The organism is Streptomyces sp. SBT349 (assembly GCF_001083795.1).
Lineage (GTDB): Bacteria > Actinomycetota > Actinomycetes > Streptomycetales > Streptomycetaceae > Streptomyces.
Genome location: NZ_LAVK01000010.1, coordinates 1 through 17,551, shown reverse-complemented (window position 1 = coordinate 17,551; position 17,551 = coordinate 1). Strand labels below are relative to the sequence as shown.

Sequence of the window (17,551 nt, the reverse complement as noted above, 5' to 3'; positions counted from 1 at the left end):
CCTCGCCCGGTGCCGCACCGGTGGCCGCATGATACGGATACATCTCGACGAGTTGACTCTCGGACGGGTACGCATCGCGATCAGCCCTTTGTGGGAGGCGGTTTCCAGCCTGGCACTGACCATGCGGTACCGGAGCGAGGTCCCTTATCCCTACCGGAAATGGGCCGCGGCAGCGCTCCAGCGGGTATCGCCCGCCCTGCGCCAGGAATTGACCACCACCGTGCGCGCGCACTGGGCGACGTCGCCGTCGTCCTCTCTCACTCCGATTCCGGACGAGTCCTCCCCCGCCATCGAGGAGGAATTATCGGCGCTGCGCGCGGACGGCCACGACCGGTTCGCGCACCTCATGGGCGAGTACTGGGACGCCGCGCTCGCGCCGTTCTGGCCCGCCATGCGCGGCGTGCTGGAGGAGGAGATCCTGGTCCGCGGACGCACCCTGGTGACCCGCGGGGCGGACACGATGCTGGAGGATCTGGGCGGCCGGATCTGCTGGGAGCGTCCGGAGCTGAGCGTGCCGCACCGCGCGGATCTCGACTGGCCGATGCGGGACGGCCGTTTGATCATCGTCTCCACGCTGTTCGCGCGCGGCACCCGGGTGTTCGCCACCCGGCACGGCACAGCCGCCTTCTCCTATCAGGCGCGGGGCGCCGCGGTGCTCGGCGGCACCCACGAGGACGGCTCGGGAGAGACGCCCGGCACCCTGCGCCCGCGCGACAGGCTGACCATCCTGCTCGGACGGGGCCGGGCGACGGTCCTGCGCGCGCTGCACTCCCCCGCCACCACGACCGGGCTGGCCGGCTCCGTCGGGCTGGCCCCGAGCACCGTCTCACAGCACCTCTCCGTGCTCTCCTCGGCCGGCCTCGTACGGCGCTACCGAGTGGGCCCCCGGGTGCTCTACGAGCTGGGCGACTCCGGCGCCACCCTGCTGTCGGTCCTGGACGGCTGATCGTGTCCGGTTCCGGCGCCGGGTCGGCGCGCTCCTCACTCCCGGCGCAGGTTCCTGATCGCGGGAACCGCGAGCAGCAGTCCGACCGTGACCAGGACCATCGTCGAGGAGAAGAACAGCACCGGTGCCACCCCCACCCATACGGAGGCCGGGCCGGCCGCCATCTGACCGGCCGGCCGCATGACGACCGAGCCCGCGACGTCGTAGGCGTGCACCCTGCCGAGGACGTCGGGCGGGATCTTCGTCTGGACCGCCGTGTGGAACATGACCAGCCAGAACGCCGCGCCGGCGCCCCACACGACGTAACTGGCGGCGATCACCGGCACCGACAGCTGCAACGCCACCGCGAGCACGCACAGGACGGTGCCGGCCTGCGCGAGGGCGCCTGCCCGCAGCGGATGCGCCGGACGCAGGCGCACGGCGACCAGCCCGCCGATGGCACTTCCGGCGCCGAACATCGCCATCACGAAGCCGAGGGCGCTCTCTCCGTACTCCAGGGTGACGAAGCTCTGGCCGAGCGTCAGGAAGGGCCCGTTCACGGTCGCCTGGAAGAGCATGAAGATCACGATGACGCCCCAGAGCCAGGTGCGCGACGAGAACTCGCGCCACCCCTGGACGAGGTCGCCGCGCACGGTGGACCGCCGCACCGAACGGGACATGCGCAGCCGCATGGCGAGCAGGCAGACGCAACTGATCCCGAACGTCGCGGCGTCCAGGACCAGGACCACCGAGATGGACGAGACGGCGATGAGCACTCCGGCGACGGCGGGCCCCAGCACCCACATGAGCGACTCGGTGACGCGGATCGCCGCGTTGGCCTTCTGCACGTCACGGGCGGTGCGCGGGATGACGCTCACGTAGCCGGGCTGGAAGGCGGCCGTGGCGGTGCCGCCCAGTGCGAGCAGCGTGACGATCAGCCAGAGGTCCGGTGTGCCGACGATGAAGGCGACGGCGAGGCCGCCCTGGATGATCATGCGGGCGATGTCCGCGACGACCATGACCCGGATCGGCGTGAACCGGTCGACGAGGACACCGCCGAGGACGACGAAGAGCGCCAGCGGCGCACCGTGGGCCGCGAGGGCGTACCCCACGCCGGTGACGCCGTGCCCGGCCTGGAGCACGGCCACGGTGATCGCGGTCGGGACGAGCATCTGGTCGCCGAGCACGGAAATCGTCCGGGCCGCGAAAAGAAGGGTGAAGTCCCGGGACCAGAGGCTTTCCTGGGGTTCGACCCTTTCCCGCGTGTGCAACGCGACGGGCGCCTCAGTCACGTTGCGCGAAGTCGTACTCGACGCGGTCCTCGATTCCCAGGTCACGGATCAGGCGGGCCACCGTGGAGAAGTCCGTGAACATCATCTCCGTCCCCGGCAGGCGGCGCGTGTCGGCGATGATGTCGGTGGCGCCGGCGATCCCGACGAAGTCGAGGATGTCGGCCCAGATGTCGTAGTCCTGGGCGCCGAGGGCGATGATCGCGTCCGGAAGCGTGCGGATGAACAGCTCTCGCTGTTCCTTGGTGAGGTGCACGAAGATGTCCTTCATGACTTCCGCGACGATGGGCCCGTGCGCGGCCTCGTCCCTCGCGTGCAGGCGCGCCACCAGCGCGTGCATGGGCTGGATCGTCCGGTCGTGTGCGAGGAGTTCGAGGAAGTTGTTGATGTGCAGCTCGCCGACCACCGTCCACACCAGGAACAGCATGTCCCGTTCCCATTTCTCGCTGCACTCCGCGGTCAGCCGGAACAGGCGGGTGTTCGTGACCGGATGCGAGTAGTCCGGTTCCACGGTGAGCCGGCGGGCCTCCCTGGTGCGCTGCATGGCCGTCATATGCATGTAGGTGTGCCACACCTCGTCGATGTGTGACTGCTGCACCGCTTCCTTGGCCTCGTAGCGTTCCACGCCGGGGAAGACGCCGTGGGTGAGCATCTCGAACGTCGGGTTCGCGACGTACTCCTCGGCCGCGATCACCCGGGCGTTGTATGCCTGCCACGCCAGCGTGTTGACCAGTGCGCGCGACTCCTCGGGCGCGTCGAGGAAACGCGGGTGGTCCGCGAACGGGATGAGCGTGACCGGATAGTCGGTCTTGCCGGAACCATCCAGTTCGGCGCCCATGAAATCGGCCATGTCCGTGCGGATGGTGGCCCGTCGGGGCCACGCCGCGGCGAGGCGCTTGAGTGTGCTCGGACCGACGTGCGGCTCGGCGGCGGATTCCGCGGAACCCGATGCCTGGAGGTGGTCGTCCGTCACAGCGGCACTCCTTTATGGTCCAGGATCCCCGAGGCCGAGCACGGCTCCCAAGGTGCGTTTCGGATTGCGTACCCATGTGATTGCAGCGCCTGACGACTTGTCAAGGCTCCCGGGGCCACGATTTCCGCGGGCGCAGGTCGAAGGACGCGCAGATCCCGTCGGCGCATGAGTCAAAAGGGGTTATTCGGCCCGGGGCGAATCGTTGGGCCGCACCACCCGGCCTCGCTACTCTTGTTCCCTCTAGTCCGACATGATGCAACCAGCCAGAGGACGTGCGGTGAGCTACATCGGAGAATTGCGCGCACTGGTGGGGACGCGCCCACTCATTCTTCCCGGGGCGGCGGTGATCGTCGTGGACTCCCGTGGGCACGTCCTGCTCCTGCAACGGGCGGACACCGGGGGCTGGGGGCTTCCGGGCGGGTTCACGGAACCCGGCGAGACCCTTGAGGAGACGGCGCGTCGCGAGGTCATGGAGGAGACCGGGCTGGAGATCCGCGACCTCTCGCTGATGCACGTCTTCTCCGGGCCCGATCAGTACTTCCGTTATCCGAACGGCGACCAGGTGTTCAACATCACCACCGTGTACACGGCGACCTCGCGGCACTGGGACTACCGGCTGGATCCGCGGGAAGTGGCGGGCGCGGAGCTTTTCCCGGTGGATCGGATTCCCGCCGATCTCATTGCCCCCGAGGTGCCGATCCTGGAGCACTACGCGAAGACGGCCACTCATTCTCTGTGACCCCGGGAGCGCGCCGAAGTGACCTGTCTGACTTTCCTGGAATCCCTTCTCCACGACGCCGGAAAGCGCGTGATGGAATTCCCGCGCGGCCAGCCCTTCCATGTGAAGGAGGACGACGCGAATCAGGTGGTGACGCCGGCGGACCTCGTCATCGGAAACCAGCTGAAGAGCCGCATCCATGAACGGTTCCCGGACGACAGCGTCATCGACGAGGAATCGGGGACGATCTCGGGGACATCACCGGTCACCTGGGTGATCGACCCCATCGACGGAACGTCCAACTTCGCGGTGGGAAGTCCGCTGTTCGGTGTCATGGTGGGCGTTCTGGAGCACGGGAAGCCCGTGGCCGGCGGGGTGGCGCTGCCCGCCCTGTCGGAGACTTACCTCGCCGAGGCGGGGCAGGGGGCCTACCGCAATGGCGAGCGCATACAGCTGGCGCACGATGCCGATCCGGCCGGGCACCTGATCGCCTACGGCATGGACATCCATCCGTCGGAGATCGAACTCGACTGCCGCATCCTGGCCCGTCTCGCCGCCCGTTGCCGGGGCATTCGCATGAGCAACAGCGTCTTCGACTGCATGATGGTGGCCGGCGGCGCGTACGGGGCGTTCATGCACCGCCGCAACCGGATCTGGGACTGCGTCGCGCCGCACGCCATCATCGAGGAGGCGGGCGGGGTGTTCTCCGGCATGGACGGCCGGCCTCTCGATTACACGGACCCGAGGGCGAGGACGTCGGAGGTGTTCTCCATCCTGGCCTGCGACTCCGGATCTCATGAAACGCTCACGCACACGATTTCAGGGGGCTTCCATTGATACCGCTCGTTTCTGTCGATGTGCGGGACGCGGAGCCGCTGGTGATGGAGGTCCTGCGGTCGGGGCACCTCACCCAGGGACCGATGGTGGAGCGGCTGGAAGCGGCCATGGCCGGGATCGCCGGCACCGAGCACGCCGTCGCGGTGAACAGCGGGACGGCCGCTCTGTCCCTCAGCCTGGAGGCCCTGGCCCTGCGTCCGGGGGACGAGGTCATCACATCACCGTTCACGTTCGCCGCCACGTTGAACGCCGTCATCGCCAGTGGCGCCACCGTCCGGTTCGCCGACATCCGGCCCGGTGACTTCAACATCGACCCCGCCCTCGTCGAAGGCCAGGTCAACGAGCGGACGAGGGTGCTGCTGCCGGTGAGCCTGTACGGCCAGATGGCGGACCTGGTGGCGATCGAGAAGCTGGCGGCGGTGCATGGCCTGGCGGTGGTCGAGGACTCCGCCCAGGCCATCGGGGCGACTCTCGACGGCCGGCCGGCGGGCAGCTTCGGGGTCGGCTGTTTCTCGCTGTACGCGACCAAGAACGTGACGGCCGGCGAAGGGGGCGTCGTCACGACCGACGACGGCGAAGTGGCCGACCGCGTGCGCCTGTTCCGGAACCAGGGAATGCGGAGCCGCTACGACTACTCCTGCGTCGGCGGGAATTACCGTCTCTCCGACATCCACGCGGCGGTGGGCCTCTCGCAGATCCGCAGGCTGGAGGAGTTCTCCGCGCGCCGGAACGACAACGCGGCCAGGCTGTCGCAGGGCCTCGCCGGAATTCCCGGGCTGATCACTCCTGAGACCCTCGCGGGGCGCCGTCACGTGTGGCACCAGTACACCGTTCGCCTCACCGACGGCGCGCCGTGCACGCGCGACGAACTCGCGGCCGCGCTGGCCGCCGAGGGAATAGCGACGGGCATCTACTACCCGCGGCTGGTATTCGATTACGACTGCTACCGCGGGCACCCCCAGGTCGTGGCCTCGGATGTCCCGGTGGCGGCACGGATCACCTCGGAGATCCTCTCCCTTCCGGTGCACCCAGGGCTGACCGATCCGGAAGTGGATCGCATCGTCTCCGCCGCGCGGAAGGCGTTGCGCGCATGACCGGGACCCCGCTCCCCCGCGTCCTCCTCGTAGGGGCCGGCACCATGGGCACCCACCACGCACGCGTCATCTCCGAGAGCGAGCGCAGCAGGCTGGTGGCCGTGGTGGATCCCGCCGAGCATGCCGGGCGCAGGCTGGCGCGGCGTTTCGACACCGACTGGATACCGAAGCTCGACGATCTCTCGCGGGTCGACGCCGTGGTCGTCGCCTGCTCGACGGACCAGCACCTGACCATCGCGTCGGACGTGCTGGCAGCGGGTGTTCCGCTGCTCGTGGAGAAGCCGCTGTCCGCGAGCCTGGGTGACAGCAGGGAGATGGTGGACACGGCGCTGCGCCGCGGGGTCCCCCTGATGTGCGGGTTCATCGAGAGATTCAACCCCGCCGTCCGCGAGATCCTGGCGCGCGTGGAATCCCCGATGCGCGTGCGCACCCAGCGGCTCTCCAGTTACTCCCCTCGCATGCGTGCCGGCGTTTCCTGGGATCTCCTGGTGCACGATCTCGACCTCGCGATCGGCCTGTTCGGCGGGGACATCCCGAAGGTCGTGCACGCCGCGGTCGAGCGCCACAGCGGCGAGGGCCGGAAGGGGGAGGACACGGTGGCGGCCGAGCTGCGGTTCCCGGGTGATCGCCACGCGACCCTGGCGGCGAGCCGCGTATCGGACACGAGGACCCGGCGGCTCACCGTCGTCGAGCGCGACAGGACGATCGTCGGGGACCTCCTGAACCCGTGCGTCACCGTGTACGCGCGAGGGCCGGAGGAGTCCCTCGACGGCTCGACCGCCTCTCCCGTCGAGGACGGTGCCACGGACGGTGCCACGGAGCGCGTCGCGTGCGGCGGGCGCCGGGAACCCCTGGCGGCGCAGTGGGACAGGTTCATGGACCTGGCGCAGGGGCGGGCCGACGCCGTCGCGGAGGCCCGCTCGATCCTGCCGAGCCACGAAGCCGTCGCGGCGATCCTGGACTCCGCCGGGACGGACCGGGCGCCGCACCCGTCGCCTCCCCCGGCCGCGAGGGCGTGACGCGGTGACGCCACGGTTTCCGCGCAGCGTCTCCCTGCACCCCTTCGCGCCCCAGGACACCGGCGTCGTGCGCGCGCTCGACGTGCATCTGCGGGAGCCCGTTCCGGGCACGCTCGCCCTGCGGTACGTGCTGGAGGGGGATCTCTCCCGGCTCCGCACCCCGCCCGCACGGGAGCCGCGGCACACGGACGAGCTGTGGAGACACACGTGCTTCGAGATGTTCGCGCGCCGGACGGCGGACGGCCCCGCCTATCTCGAACTGAACGCCTCCCCCTCCACGGAGTGGGCGCTCTACACCTTCGACGACTACCACACGGGCATGGCGCCGGCCCGCCCCGCCCGGCACCCCCGGATCCGGGTCACGCGCACGGCGCACCGGCTGGAGATGGAGGTGCGGGCGGACCTGCGCGACCTGCCGCACGCGGGCCCGATCGCCCTGACCGCGGTGATCGAGGACGACAGGGGCCGGCTCGGCTACTGGGCGCTGAAGCACCCCTCGCCGAGGCCCGACTTCCACCACCCCGACGGTTTCCTCATCGGCCCCTGAGGCGCTGACGCCGGCGCGGCGGGTGCACGGCGGCGACCCAGCGTGTTCACTTCTCCGCGAGTCCTTGCGCGGCAACCGACTCGGGCTCCGACCGGACCGGCACCGCGGCCCCGGCGCGCCGGCCGAGCCGCGTGCCGATGCCCAGCTGCGCCGCTGCCGCCGCCAGGCCGACGATCAGGCAGCCGATCCAGAGCGGCCCCGTGCCGTAGGTGTGGATCACCCCTCCGCTGATCAGCGGCGCCACCACCAGCGATCCCGTCCAGGCGACTTGATAGAGACCCTGGTAGCGACCGCGCAGGTGTTCCGGTGAGATGCGCGCCACGATGGCGAAGCTGGTCGGCGTGTTGCCTATCTCGCCCATGGTCCACACCACGATGGAGAGCGCGTAGATCCAGGCCGAGTCGCCGAGCAGGAGGAGGGAGTAGCCGATTCCGATCAGTGCCGACGAACCGGCGAGCACCCACGACTCGGGGAAGCGCTTGTAGTACCGGGTGAGCGGAAGCTGTACGACGGCGATCACGATCCCGTTGAGCGCGGCCACCTGCCCGAACGTGCTCGGCGAGAACCCGTCCTGGCTCATCGCGATCGGCAGACCGCTCTCGGACTGGTAGAGGATGGTGAGCACCAGGAACTCGGCGGCGACGAACGCCACGAAGGCCCGGTCGCGCAGGACGGCGCCGAATCCCTCGCCGTCCGGGGCGTCCGCCGGCGCTGGGGCCGGGCGGCCCCCGGGGACCTGGATCATGATCAGCAGGGCGCTGATCACGAGGGTGGCGCCGTTGAGCCAGAACAGGGCGGTGTAGCCGGTGACGGCGACGAGGCCGACCGAGAGCATCGCCACGGAGTAACCGATGTTGAGCGCCCAGAAGTTGAGCGAGTAGGCCCTGCCCTGGTCCGGCGGGGGGATCACCTCGGCGATGAGGGCGTTGTGCGCGGGCCGCGTCGCGTTGTTGACCAGACCGACGACGAAGGCTCCGAGCAGCAGGGCCCAGGGCGAACGGGCGTAGGCGAGCGCGATCATGCTCGCCGCGGTAGCGGCCTGCGCGCCGACGAGCGTCGGCTTGTGGCCGAGCCGGTCGGCCAGAATGCCGCCGAGCGGCCCCGCCGCGAGCGATCCGACGCCGATGGCCGCGACGACGGCACCGGCGAAGGGCGCGCTGCGACCCAGTTCGTCGGTGACGTAGAACGCGAGCAGCGGCATCACGAAGCCGCATGCGCGATTGATCAGTTGAGCGGTCCAGAGCCACCAGAAGCCGGTCGGAAGTCCACCGAACGTCGCAGCGAGCGATGATCGCGTCCTCGTCAGTGGCTTGAATCGCATGCGTTCCCCTCCGTCGTAACGCTCGTGAGAATGGCCGGATGTTTACGGAACCGATACCCCGATGCCCTCGGCGCCCGAATGGATATCGACCCGGGAGATCCAGCAAAAGGGGCAAATGCGCCCCGCTCCCTGTCCGCCGGTTCCAGCGCTCGGATCACCGTTGTCCCGACCGCGACGACTCGTCCCCCGCTCGCACCCGCACCGACCAACTGCGCTGTCGCCTAAGGCATATGAAACCATCGGGCGCAAGGGTACCCATGTTCCCCCCGTGACTATGACCTTGGAATTCAGCAAAGCCTTCCACACCCCTGGCGTCAATGATCGTATGGCGCATAATCGTATGGTGCGTCGGTCCTACGAACTGATGTACTTACCGGCGGTGCGGACTGGTCAGATCACTGGAGTGCAGCGATGACGGGGGGCTGTCATGGGGAGCTCGCGGCAGAAGCGTAAGCCGTTCAAGGCGCCTTCCCTACGGACGATCTGAGACAGCTCGAAGGGGAAGACCACGTGACAGAGATGGCCGAAGACCTGCGGGCGGGGAACGCTGTCAGATGAACCCGTTGACTTACTCGCCTCGCCTGGTAAAGGCGCTCCCGCCGGTGGATGTGTCCGGCCGGGTGCTGAAGGCATACACGATGTTCGCGGAGCCGGAGCGCCACTCCGCACCCCCGGAGCCGGAGTGGCTGCGGCGGCACGCGGCCTCGGTGCTGCGCGAGCCCCCGCAGGAGGGGGACCACCCGGTCGGCTTCCTGATCCTGCACCACGGGATGGAAGCCGACTACCTGCTGGTGAGCCAGTGGTACGACGCCGACATGCTCAAGCACTGGGTGCGCGGCTCGGTGGTCGACGCCGAGGGGGACACGACGTTCGCTCCGCTTGCTCAGCGGGACCTGATCGCCTGCGTCTGGGAGCTCCAGATCATCGGGTTCGAGCGCGACGCCTGGGTCAACACCGTGCTGGCGCAAGGCCGGCTCGACCAAGCCTCGCTCGACGCGTACCTGGGCACGACCTTCTCGGGGTGGGTGTGAGCCGCGATATCACGGTGCGGCCGTTCGAGCCGGGCCACCTGGACGCGCTGCTGGAGCTGTGCCGCGAGCACGCGGCCTACGAGAAGGCGGACTTCCGTGAGAACGGCCAGGTCGAGCGCTGGCGTTCGGCGCTGTTCTCGGAACGGCCCGCGCTGCACGGCTGGATGGCGACGGACGGCGGGGAGCCCTGCGGCTACATGACCGTCACCACCGACTTCGCCACCTGGAGCGCCGAACGGTTCGCCTATATGGACTGCCTCTATCTCCGAGAGCCGTACCGCGGGATGGGGATCGGCCGCATGTTCCTCGATCGGCTGCGGGAGTTCTCGGTCGCCCACGGATGCGGCTGGGCCGAGTGGCAGACACCTCCCGACAACGAGCTCGGCGTCGGCTTCTACCGGCGCATGGGCGCCGGAGCCAAGACGAAGGTTCGCTTCCACTACGACGTTGGGGTGCGTGGCGTCTCGTGACGACGAGTTCTGTACCGATGACTTCGCCGATGACCTCGCCGGCCTCGCTGCCGCCGTGGTCGCTCGACCCCGCCGACCAGGCCCGCCCGGCGCCGGCGCTCGGCGACCTCGTCCGGGCGGCGGCGAGCAACTGGCCGGACCGCCCGGCGGTCCACGACGGGCGCAGCGGCCTCACCTTCGGCGAGCTGGAGCGGCAGGCCCGGGTGCTCGCGGCCTGGCTGGCCGGGCAGGGGGTCGGCGCGGGCGATCGGGTGGCGGTCCTGGCCGAGAAGTGCGCCCTCATGCCCGTCCTGGCCATCGGGATCTGGAAGTGCGGCGCCGTCTACGTCCCGCTCGACGCCGCGCAGCCGGACCCGCGCCTGCGCGGCCTGCTCGGCCGGCTGGAGCCGCGCCTCGTGATCACCCTGGACGACCGGGAGCCGGCGGTCGACGAGGTGAGCTGGGTGGGCCGAAGGCGGCTGGACGCGATCGTGACGGGACCGGCCCCGCAGTGGCCGACCGTGGCCCGCCGGCCCGAGGACACGGCCTACATCATCTTCACCTCGGGGTCCACGGGCGAGCCCAAGGGCGTCGAGATCACCGTCGCCAACCTGGTCGCCTACTTCGGGAACCACAACGAGGTGCTCCGGTTCACCCCGGACTCACGGGTGTTCAGCCTGTCCCCGTTCCACTTCGACGTGTCGATCGAGGACACGCTGCTGCCCCTGTCCCTGGGGGCGTTCGTCCACCAGTTCCGCGGCGTCCACGCCGGCGCCATCATGCGCGCGATCATCAAGCGCGAGCGGATCACGCACCTGATCGCGGTGTCCACGCTGCTGACCATGATCACGGAGGGCGGGCGTCAGGTCACCCGGGAGAACTTCCCGTGCCTGGAGATGGTCATGACGGGCGCGGAGGTCTGCGACCCCGGTGTCATCAACGTCTGGAAGAGCAGCCTCCCCGAGCTGCGCGTCCTCAACGTCTACGGGCCGACCGAGGCGACGATCGTCTGCGTCGCCCATGAGATAGAGCGGGCCGACCCGGAGCGGATGAGCTCGTACCCGATCGGCCGGCCCCTGCGCGGCGTGGCGGCACGGATCGTGGACGACGGGAACGAGGTCCACGAGCCCGGCCGGATCGGCGAGTTGTGGATCGGCGGCGAGCAGGTGATGCGCGGCTACTTCGACCAGCCGGAGGAGACCGCCCGCCGCGTGGCCGAGGTGGACGGTGTCCGCTACTACCGCACGGGCGACATGTGCAGCTACGACGAGGACGGCGACATCGTGTTCCGCGGCCGGAACGACGACGAGGTGAAGCTGGCCGGCCGCCGGATCCACCTGGGCGAGATCCGGCAGACGGTGCTGAGCTGCCCGGGCGTCGAGCGGGCGGCCGTCGCGCTGGTCCCGCGCCACGGCCACGACGTGATCGCCCTCGTGGTGCTGGCACCGGAACGGGCGGTGGTGGCGGACGTGGAGAAGCTGCTCGCGGACCTGCTGCCCGAGTACATGCGCCCCGCGGTCGTGGCCTGGTCGCCCGTGCTCGCGGTGTCCTCGACGGGCAAGACGGACGAGAGCCGGCTGATGCGACGGCTCGCGGAGGCGGCCCGGGAGTCGAGCGCGACCCACTACGCGCTCTCGCCCGGTGGGGACTTCCGGCCCGTCGACGGGGTCGGCCGTGACTGACGTGGCGGGGCGGACCCTGAACGTCGAGTTCGGCCGCCTGGCCGCCGCCCGGAAGATCATGGCGGCCAGGACGTCCACCGGCTCGCTCGTGGAGGACCGGGCCAACGCCGAGCGGTGGATCTCCCGCTTCGGAGGCGCGGCCGAGCCGGACGACGGCGCGTCGGTCGACGCGGGTGAGCACTCGCTGATCATCCGGCCGGCACGGGAGGCCGCGGAGAGCCCCTGGGTCGTCTACATCCACGGCGGCGGGATGGTCTACTACTCGACGGCCGTCTTCCGGCCCTTCCTGCGCACGCTGGCGGGCGCCTTGGAGGCGCCCGTGGAGGCGCTCGCGTATCCGAAGGCGCCGGAACACACCGTCGAGCAGGCCGTGGAGCAGCTGACGGGCCACCTCGCGGCGCGATTACGCACCCTGGCGGACCGGCCGCTCGTCCTCGCCGGCGACAGCGTCGGCGGGCTGCTCGCGCTCTACCTCAGCCTGCGCGTCCTGCCCGAGGTCTTCTCCCGCATCGTGCTGATCTACCCGGTCCTCGACCTGCGGACGGAACGCGAGTCCTACCGGACGTTCGGCGAGGGCTACTTCCTCGACCGCGCCAGCATGCGGCTCTTCCGGTCGGTACTGCACCCCTTCTTCTCGGAGCGCGACTTCGATCCGATGGCCCTGCCGGAGAGCGATCTGGCCCGGCTGCCTGCCTGCTCGGTCGTGACGGCCGGCTGCGACGTGCTCCGTGACGAAGGACTCGCCTGGGTGGAGCGCCTGGCCGGCAGGCCGGCCGGCCTGCGGCATCAGCACTTCCCTGATCTCCCGCACGACTTCTGCCTGTACGCCGGAAAGCTGGCTTCGGCCGGGAGCGCCGTGGCCGAGATCGCCAGGACCGCATTTCCTCTGAAAGGACAGGGCTGAGCGTGGCAGTCAGAGCGCGGACGGTAGCACTACCCCCCTGGTCGACCGACCCCGCCGACGGGGCCGAGGCGCCACCTGCCCTCGGTGATCTGCTGGTGGCTCCGGCCCTCAGGTGGCCGGACCGCACCGCGATCGACGACGGGGAGGTCGGCTACACGTTCGCCCAGCTCGAACAGGGCGCGCGGGCGGTCGCGGCCTGGCTGGCCGAGCAGGGGGTCGGTGCGGGTGATCGCGTAGCGGTCCTGGCGGAGAAGCGCGCCATCATGCCCATGCTCGCCATCGCCATCTGGAAGTGCGGCGCCGTCTACGTCCCCCTCGACGCCGCGGAGCCCGAGGCCCGGCTGCGGGGACTGCTGACGCGCCTGCGGCCGGTGGTGGTGATCACGCTGGGCGACCCGGCCCCGGTGGCTCCCGACATCCGCCGGCTGGACAGGGAGCGACTGGCCGAGATCCTGCTCGGGTCGGCGCCCGACCATGCCACCGTGGCCCATCGGCCGGAGGAGGCCGCGTACATCGTCTTCGCCTCCGGTGCGACGGGTGAGCCGCAGGGGGCCGAGATCAGCGTCGCCGGCCTCCTCGCCTATTTCGGCAACCACAACGAGGTGCTCCGTTTCACGCCGGATTCCCGCGTGCTGAGCCTGTCCCCGTTCCACTTCGACGTGTCGATCGAGGACACGCTGCTCCCCCTGTCGCTGGGCGCCTACGTCCACCAGTTCCGCGGTCTCCCGGCCGGCGCCGTCATGCGCTCCGTGATCGCCCGGGAGGGAATCACGCATCTGATCGCGGTCACGATGCTCCTGGCCATGATCACCGGCGACGGGCGGCAGATCACCCGGGCCAAGCTGCCCGCCCTGGAACTGGTGATGACGGGCGCCCAGGTCTGCGACCCCGCCGTCCTGCGCATCTGGACGAAGCAGCTGCCGCAGACCCGTGTCGTCCACGCCTTCGGCCCGCCCGAGGCCACGATCTTCAGCTTCACCTACGCGGTCGAGCCGCAGGACGCGGAACGCGCGACCGCCCCTCCCGTCGGCCGGCCGCTGCGCGGCATGCGGGCGAAGATCATGCGGGACGGGGTCGAACTCCATGAGCCCGGCGCGCAGGGTGAGCTCTTGGTCGGCGGCGCGCAGGTCATGCGCGGCTACTTCGACCAGCCGGAGGAGACCGCCCGGCTGGTCGTCGAGCTGGACGGGACGCGCTACTTCAGGACCGGGGACATCTGCAGCCACGACGCGGACGGCAACATCGTGCTGCACCGGCACGGCGACGCGCAGATCACCTGGCTGGCGGGCCGCCGTACCCACCTGGCCGAGATCCGCCGGGCCGCCCTGAGGTGTCCCGGCGTCGACCGGGCGGTCGTGGTCGTGGTCCAGCGCCATCAGCGCGACGTGGTCGCCCTCGTCGTGGTGTCGGAGGAAGGACGCGTGGTCGCCGCGGTGACGGAGCACCTGCGCGGCCTGCTGCCCGCCTCCATGCGCCCGACCCTGATGATCTGGTCGCCCGCGGCATCAGCCCCATCGACCGCGGAGCCCGAGGAACGGCGCCTGGTCCAACAGCTCACGACAGCGGCTCAGCAGTCGAACTCCCACTATTTCGTACTGACGGCCGATGGCGCCGTCGAGGCTATTGATGAGGTGGAGCTATGTCTGTAGCGGTGTACGACACGGTGAAGGACAAGGTCGCCGCATACCTGGAAGCGGCACTGGGCAAGCCGGTGGATCTCTCCCCGCTCCCCGACGACACGCCGCTCAACACCCTGGGTCTGGACTCCCTCCTGACCATCAGCGTCCTGGTCACGCTCCTGGAGGACTGCGGCGTCGACCTGGGCGAGCACGCGGACTCGCTGGTCACTCCGAGCACCCTCGGCGACCTGTACGCGATCGCCGACCGGTTCATGGGGGAGGCCGACCGGTCCACGGCGGAGGAGGACACGCCCGCGCCTTCGAGCGGGAGCGGCGAGTCCCGGGAGCGGCGCGACCAGCTGGACTACTACCAGGCGAAGCTCGCCTACGAGATCGACTCCGCGGACCTGAAGGGCGCCCTGGAAGACGGCCAGGACCTGGTCGTCGTCGACGGCCGCAGCAGCGAGGCATACGAGAGGGAGCACATCCCCGGCGCGGTCAGCATCCCGCACCGCTCGATCTCCCAGGATTCGCTGGCCGGTCTCTCCAAGGCGCCGCTGTACGTCGCCTACTGCGACGGCATCGGCTGCAACGCCTCCACCAAGACGGCCATCAAGCTGGCGACCGCCGGCTTCCGGGTCAAGGAGCTGATCGGCGGCCTGGACTGGTGGAAGCGGGAGAGCTACGCCACCGAAGGGTCGGCCTCCCAGCACGCCGCCCACCACGTCGACTGCGGGTGCGCCGGCTAGCCGGCGTCAGCGGAGAGGTCCGGAGCACGGGAGTCATGGAGAGAGTCAGCCCGAGCAGAGAGATGGTAGTCGTCCTGTGAGCACTCAGAAGTTCGACGACTCGTCGGTGGACGTCGCGGTGGTGGGCGGGAGCATCGCCGGCTGCGCCATCGCGATCCGCTTCAGCCAGATGGGTTACCGGGTCGCGGTCTTCGAGAAGAAGGCGATGACCGAGCAGTCCTACAAGCAGCTCTGCACCCACTTCGTCCAGCCGCACACGGTGCCGCTCTTGGCCGAGTTCGGGCTGGACCACCTCCGCGAACCCGCCTGGTCGGTGACCACCAAGGCCGTCTTCGTCACGCCCGGGGGCGTGGTCGAGACGCCCGGCGGCTACGACCCCGAGCAGCCGGATTCCTACGCGCTCAATCTCGAACGGCGGGTGCTCGACCCCGCGATACGGGAAGCCGCGCGGCAGCAGGGCGTCCGGTACCTCGACGCCACCAGCGTGGAGAGCCTCGAAGAGGACGAGTCCGGCTGGACCCTCGACACCCGCGACAGGACCGGCACCCAGCGTTTCCGGGCCCGGCTGGTGGTGGCCGCGGACGGGAACCGCTCGCGGCTGGCAGGGCTGCTCGGCAACCCGGCCGAGAGCCGTCCGAACGAACGCGCCGCCCTCTTCGGCTACTTCACGGGGATCGAGGCCCCCGCGGGGAACCGCTCGGTCTTCATCATGAACGATCGAGATCTGGCGTGCAGCTATCCGCTCGTCGACGGCAGGACCGAGCTCGTCCTCTTCGCGGAGAAGTCACGGGTCGAGGGCTGGCGCGGACCGGACGGCCGGCTCCAGGAGTTCCTGAAGTACTTCGACGGCCTGGCCGAGGCGCCGTCGGTGACCCACGCGGTCCCCGAGTCACCCCTGCTGGGCTACAGCGACTATCCGAGCCAGATCCGCCAACCGGTACACGGCTCCGTCCCGTTCGTCGGCGACGCGGCCCTCTCGCTGGATCCCATGAGCGGCGTCGGGTGCGGATTCGCGTTGCTGTCGGCCGATCTGCTGGCCCGCTCGTTCGCCGACCGGTCCCTGGCCGGAAGCGATCTCCGGGAGGGACTGGACGAGTACCGGCAGCGATTCGAGAAAACCGTCCTTCCGCATGCCGAAGGAATCTGCGGGGACTCCCTCGTCGACAAGGACGCGGCGACCCGGCAGAGGATGTTCGAAACCATCTGCGGAAGTCGGGAACTGAGCCAGAAGTATCTCGCTCTGACCGGCCGCATGCTGCTGCCGGGCGAATTCCAGCGGGCCTTCATGCGAGGGCTGATGACCCGGGGTTCGGGTGCCGCGCGGAAATAGCGCCCACCAGGTCCGGGAGCCGGCATATCCGGCAGTGCACGCACAAGGGGAGGACAGAGACCGATGTCGCGCGTCGCGTTCACAACTTTCGCGATCCTGAAGAAGCCGTACGGGAATCCTGAAGTCCAGGAGTTCGACGACCTGACGCCGCCCACGTTCGAGGAAGCGGAGCGCAGCCCGGGATTCATCGCCCGGGCGAAGGAGGACCCCGGCCAGAGTCATCTCACCAACTTCCAGCGGGACTGGGGAGAGTGGGGCAGGTTCGACGTTCCGCGCTTCTACACGGGCGGCCGGACCAACGAGACCGACAGCCGGGCCTCCACCCTGTCTCTGTGGACCGATCTGGACTCCGTCTTCTCCTTCGTCTACGCCGGCCTGCACCGCTCCACGCTGAGCAGGCGGCACGAGTGGTTCCTGAAGCCCGAGTGGCCCTCCTACGCGACGTGGTGGGTCTCCGACGACACCATCCCCACCTGGTCGGACGCCTGTAGCCGGCTGGAGCACCTGCACGACCACGGTCCGACCCCGGTCTCGTTCACGTTGCGCCGGCCCTTCACCGCCGACGGCACCGCGACGCGGCTGCGCGGCGCGGCCGAGAGGCGAGGGGCCGGCGCCTGACGCCGAACCACCTCATCCAATCCACACCCTCTGGGGGGACTCCCTGTGATCACGCGTGCCTTCGACCGGTCGGCGATGAGCTGGTCCTACGAGATGCACCTTCAACCCATGCTGTCCGCGACCGACATCGACGGGCTGCCGTTCGGCTCCGTCTTCGGCAGCGTCCCCGCGCGCACCGTCTCGAAGCGACACGCCCACCAGGACGGCGAGATGTTCATCGTCCTGGCCGGCAGGGCCGTCGTCGTGCTCGGGGACGAGGAGCGTGAGCTGGGACCGGGCGAGGTCGTCTACCTGTCGCCCTTCGGCTACCACGAGATCCGCAACGACTTCGACGAGGCGTTCGACATCGTCTCGATCTACTGGGAGCACATACCGAGCGCCGTCGCCGTCCTGGAGCAAGCCCCCCCGCGCGACCGGCTCGCCGAGCGGACGCTGGTGTTCTGCCC

Annotated in this window: 19 protein-coding genes; 15 read left to right on the top strand and 4 right to left on the bottom strand. The window is 69.8% G+C overall.

All coding sequences use genetic code 11. The features are described 5' to 3' along the window. The first annotated feature begins 28 nt into the window (after positions 1-28). Positions 29-946 (top strand): ArsR/SmtB family transcription factor, encoded by a 918-nt coding sequence (locus ADY01_RS02495; protein ID WP_107081612.1) that lies wholly within the window; start codon positions 29-31, stop codon positions 944-946. Between the two features lie 35 nt (positions 947-981). Here ADY01_RS02495 and ADY01_RS02490 read toward each other — a convergent pair whose 3' ends face one another. Together ADY01_RS02490 and ADY01_RS02485 are read right to left on the bottom strand one after the other, a co-directional pair. Then, entirely contained in the window at positions 982-2,217 is a 1,236-nt protein-coding gene (locus tag ADY01_RS02490; RefSeq protein WP_267888408.1) for an MFS transporter, read from the bottom strand. Then, the gene (locus tag ADY01_RS02485; protein WP_049564755.1) at positions 2,210-3,187 is read right to left on the bottom strand and encodes a diiron oxygenase; all 978 of its coding nucleotides are present in this window, start codon (positions 3,185-3,187) and stop codon (positions 2,210-2,212) included. Before ADY01_RS02485 ends, ADY01_RS02490 begins: the two co-directional genes overlap by 8 nt. Before the next feature lie 277 nt (positions 3,188-3,464). On the opposite strand from ADY01_RS02485, the gene ADY01_RS02480 reads away from it, so the two are divergent. From ADY01_RS02480 to ADY01_RS02460, 5 genes are read left to right on the top strand one after another with little or no spacing between them, the layout of a single operon-like run. Continuing rightward, positions 3,465-3,926 (top strand): NUDIX hydrolase, encoded by a 462-nt coding sequence (locus ADY01_RS02480; protein ID WP_049564753.1) that lies wholly within the window; start codon positions 3,465-3,467, stop codon positions 3,924-3,926. An 18-nt stretch (positions 3,927-3,944) separates the two neighbouring features. Further along, a complete protein-coding gene (locus tag ADY01_RS02475) occupies positions 3,945-4,742 on the top strand; it encodes an inositol monophosphatase family protein (protein WP_159000904.1) in 798 nt (265 codons plus the stop codon). Positions 4,743-4,762: 20 nt separating this feature from the next. Continuing rightward, the gene (locus ADY01_RS02470) at positions 4,763-5,836 is read left to right on the top strand and encodes a DegT/DnrJ/EryC1/StrS family aminotransferase (protein WP_234320019.1); all 1,074 of its coding nucleotides are present in this window, start codon (positions 4,763-4,765) and stop codon (positions 5,834-5,836) included. Next, on the top strand, positions 5,833-6,855 hold the full coding sequence (locus ADY01_RS02465; RefSeq protein ID WP_049564747.1) for a Gfo/Idh/MocA family protein: 1,023 nt from the start codon (positions 5,833-5,835) through the stop codon (positions 6,853-6,855). The genes ADY01_RS02470 and ADY01_RS02465 overlap by 4 nt, the downstream gene beginning before the upstream one ends. A 4-nt stretch (positions 6,856-6,859) precedes the next feature. Continuing rightward, on the top strand, positions 6,860-7,402 hold the full coding sequence (locus ADY01_RS02460) for a DOMON-like domain-containing protein (protein WP_078899928.1): 543 nt from the start codon (positions 6,860-6,862) through the stop codon (positions 7,400-7,402). A gap of 46 nt (positions 7,403-7,448) precedes the next feature. Here ADY01_RS02460 and ADY01_RS02455 read toward each other — a convergent pair whose 3' ends face one another. Further along, on the bottom strand, positions 7,449-8,723 hold the full coding sequence (locus ADY01_RS02455; protein WP_078899927.1) for an MDR family MFS transporter: 1,275 nt from the start codon (positions 8,721-8,723) through the stop codon (positions 7,449-7,451). After that, entirely contained in the window at positions 8,705-8,932 is a 228-nt protein-coding gene (locus ADY01_RS37865) for an S-adenosylmethionine:tRNA ribosyltransferase-isomerase (protein WP_107081611.1), read from the bottom strand. The genes ADY01_RS02455 and ADY01_RS37865 overlap by 19 nt, the downstream gene beginning before the upstream one ends. Before the next feature lie 345 nt (positions 8,933-9,277). Between ADY01_RS37865 and ADY01_RS02450 the strand changes: the two genes are divergently transcribed. From ADY01_RS02450 to ADY01_RS02410, 9 genes are all read left to right on the top strand, one after another. Further along, positions 9,278-9,754, top strand: coding sequence for a hypothetical protein (locus tag ADY01_RS02450; RefSeq protein WP_049564745.1), 477 nt, complete (start codon positions 9,278-9,280; stop codon positions 9,752-9,754). Then, entirely contained in the window at positions 9,751-10,224 is a 474-nt protein-coding gene (locus ADY01_RS02445; RefSeq protein WP_049564816.1) for a GNAT family N-acetyltransferase, read from the top strand. The genes ADY01_RS02450 and ADY01_RS02445 overlap by 4 nt, the downstream gene beginning before the upstream one ends. A 17-nt stretch (positions 10,225-10,241) precedes the next feature. Then, positions 10,242-11,885, top strand: coding sequence for an amino acid adenylation domain-containing protein (locus ADY01_RS02440; protein WP_049564743.1), 1,644 nt, complete (start codon positions 10,242-10,244; stop codon positions 11,883-11,885). Then, on the top strand, positions 11,878-12,789 hold the full coding sequence (locus ADY01_RS02435; protein ID WP_234320016.1) for an alpha/beta hydrolase fold domain-containing protein: 912 nt from the start codon (positions 11,878-11,880) through the stop codon (positions 12,787-12,789). Before ADY01_RS02440 ends, ADY01_RS02435 begins: the two co-directional genes overlap by 8 nt. Positions 12,790-12,791: 2 nt before the next feature. Beyond that, entirely contained in the window at positions 12,792-14,438 is a 1,647-nt protein-coding gene (locus tag ADY01_RS02430) for an AMP-binding protein (RefSeq protein WP_049564742.1), read from the top strand. Then, on the top strand, positions 14,429-15,157 hold the full coding sequence (locus ADY01_RS02425) for a rhodanese-like domain-containing protein (protein ID WP_107081610.1): 729 nt from the start codon (positions 14,429-14,431) through the stop codon (positions 15,155-15,157). The genes ADY01_RS02430 and ADY01_RS02425 overlap by 10 nt, the downstream gene beginning before the upstream one ends. Positions 15,158-15,233: 76 nt before the next feature. Beyond that, positions 15,234-16,487 carry an NAD(P)/FAD-dependent oxidoreductase gene (locus ADY01_RS02420; protein ID WP_078899925.1) on the top strand — a complete coding sequence of 418 codons (1,254 nt, stop codon included), beginning with the start codon at positions 15,234-15,236 and terminating at the stop codon, positions 16,485-16,487. 63 nt (positions 16,488-16,550) lie between these two features. Then, the gene (locus ADY01_RS02415; RefSeq protein WP_049564740.1) at positions 16,551-17,105 is read left to right on the top strand and encodes a DUF3291 domain-containing protein; all 555 of its coding nucleotides are present in this window, start codon (positions 16,551-16,553) and stop codon (positions 17,103-17,105) included. A gap of 45 nt (positions 17,106-17,150) precedes the next feature. Further along, a partial coding sequence (locus ADY01_RS02410) for a cupin domain-containing protein (RefSeq protein ID WP_049564738.1) occupies positions 17,151-17,551 on the top strand: 401 nt, incomplete at its 3' end.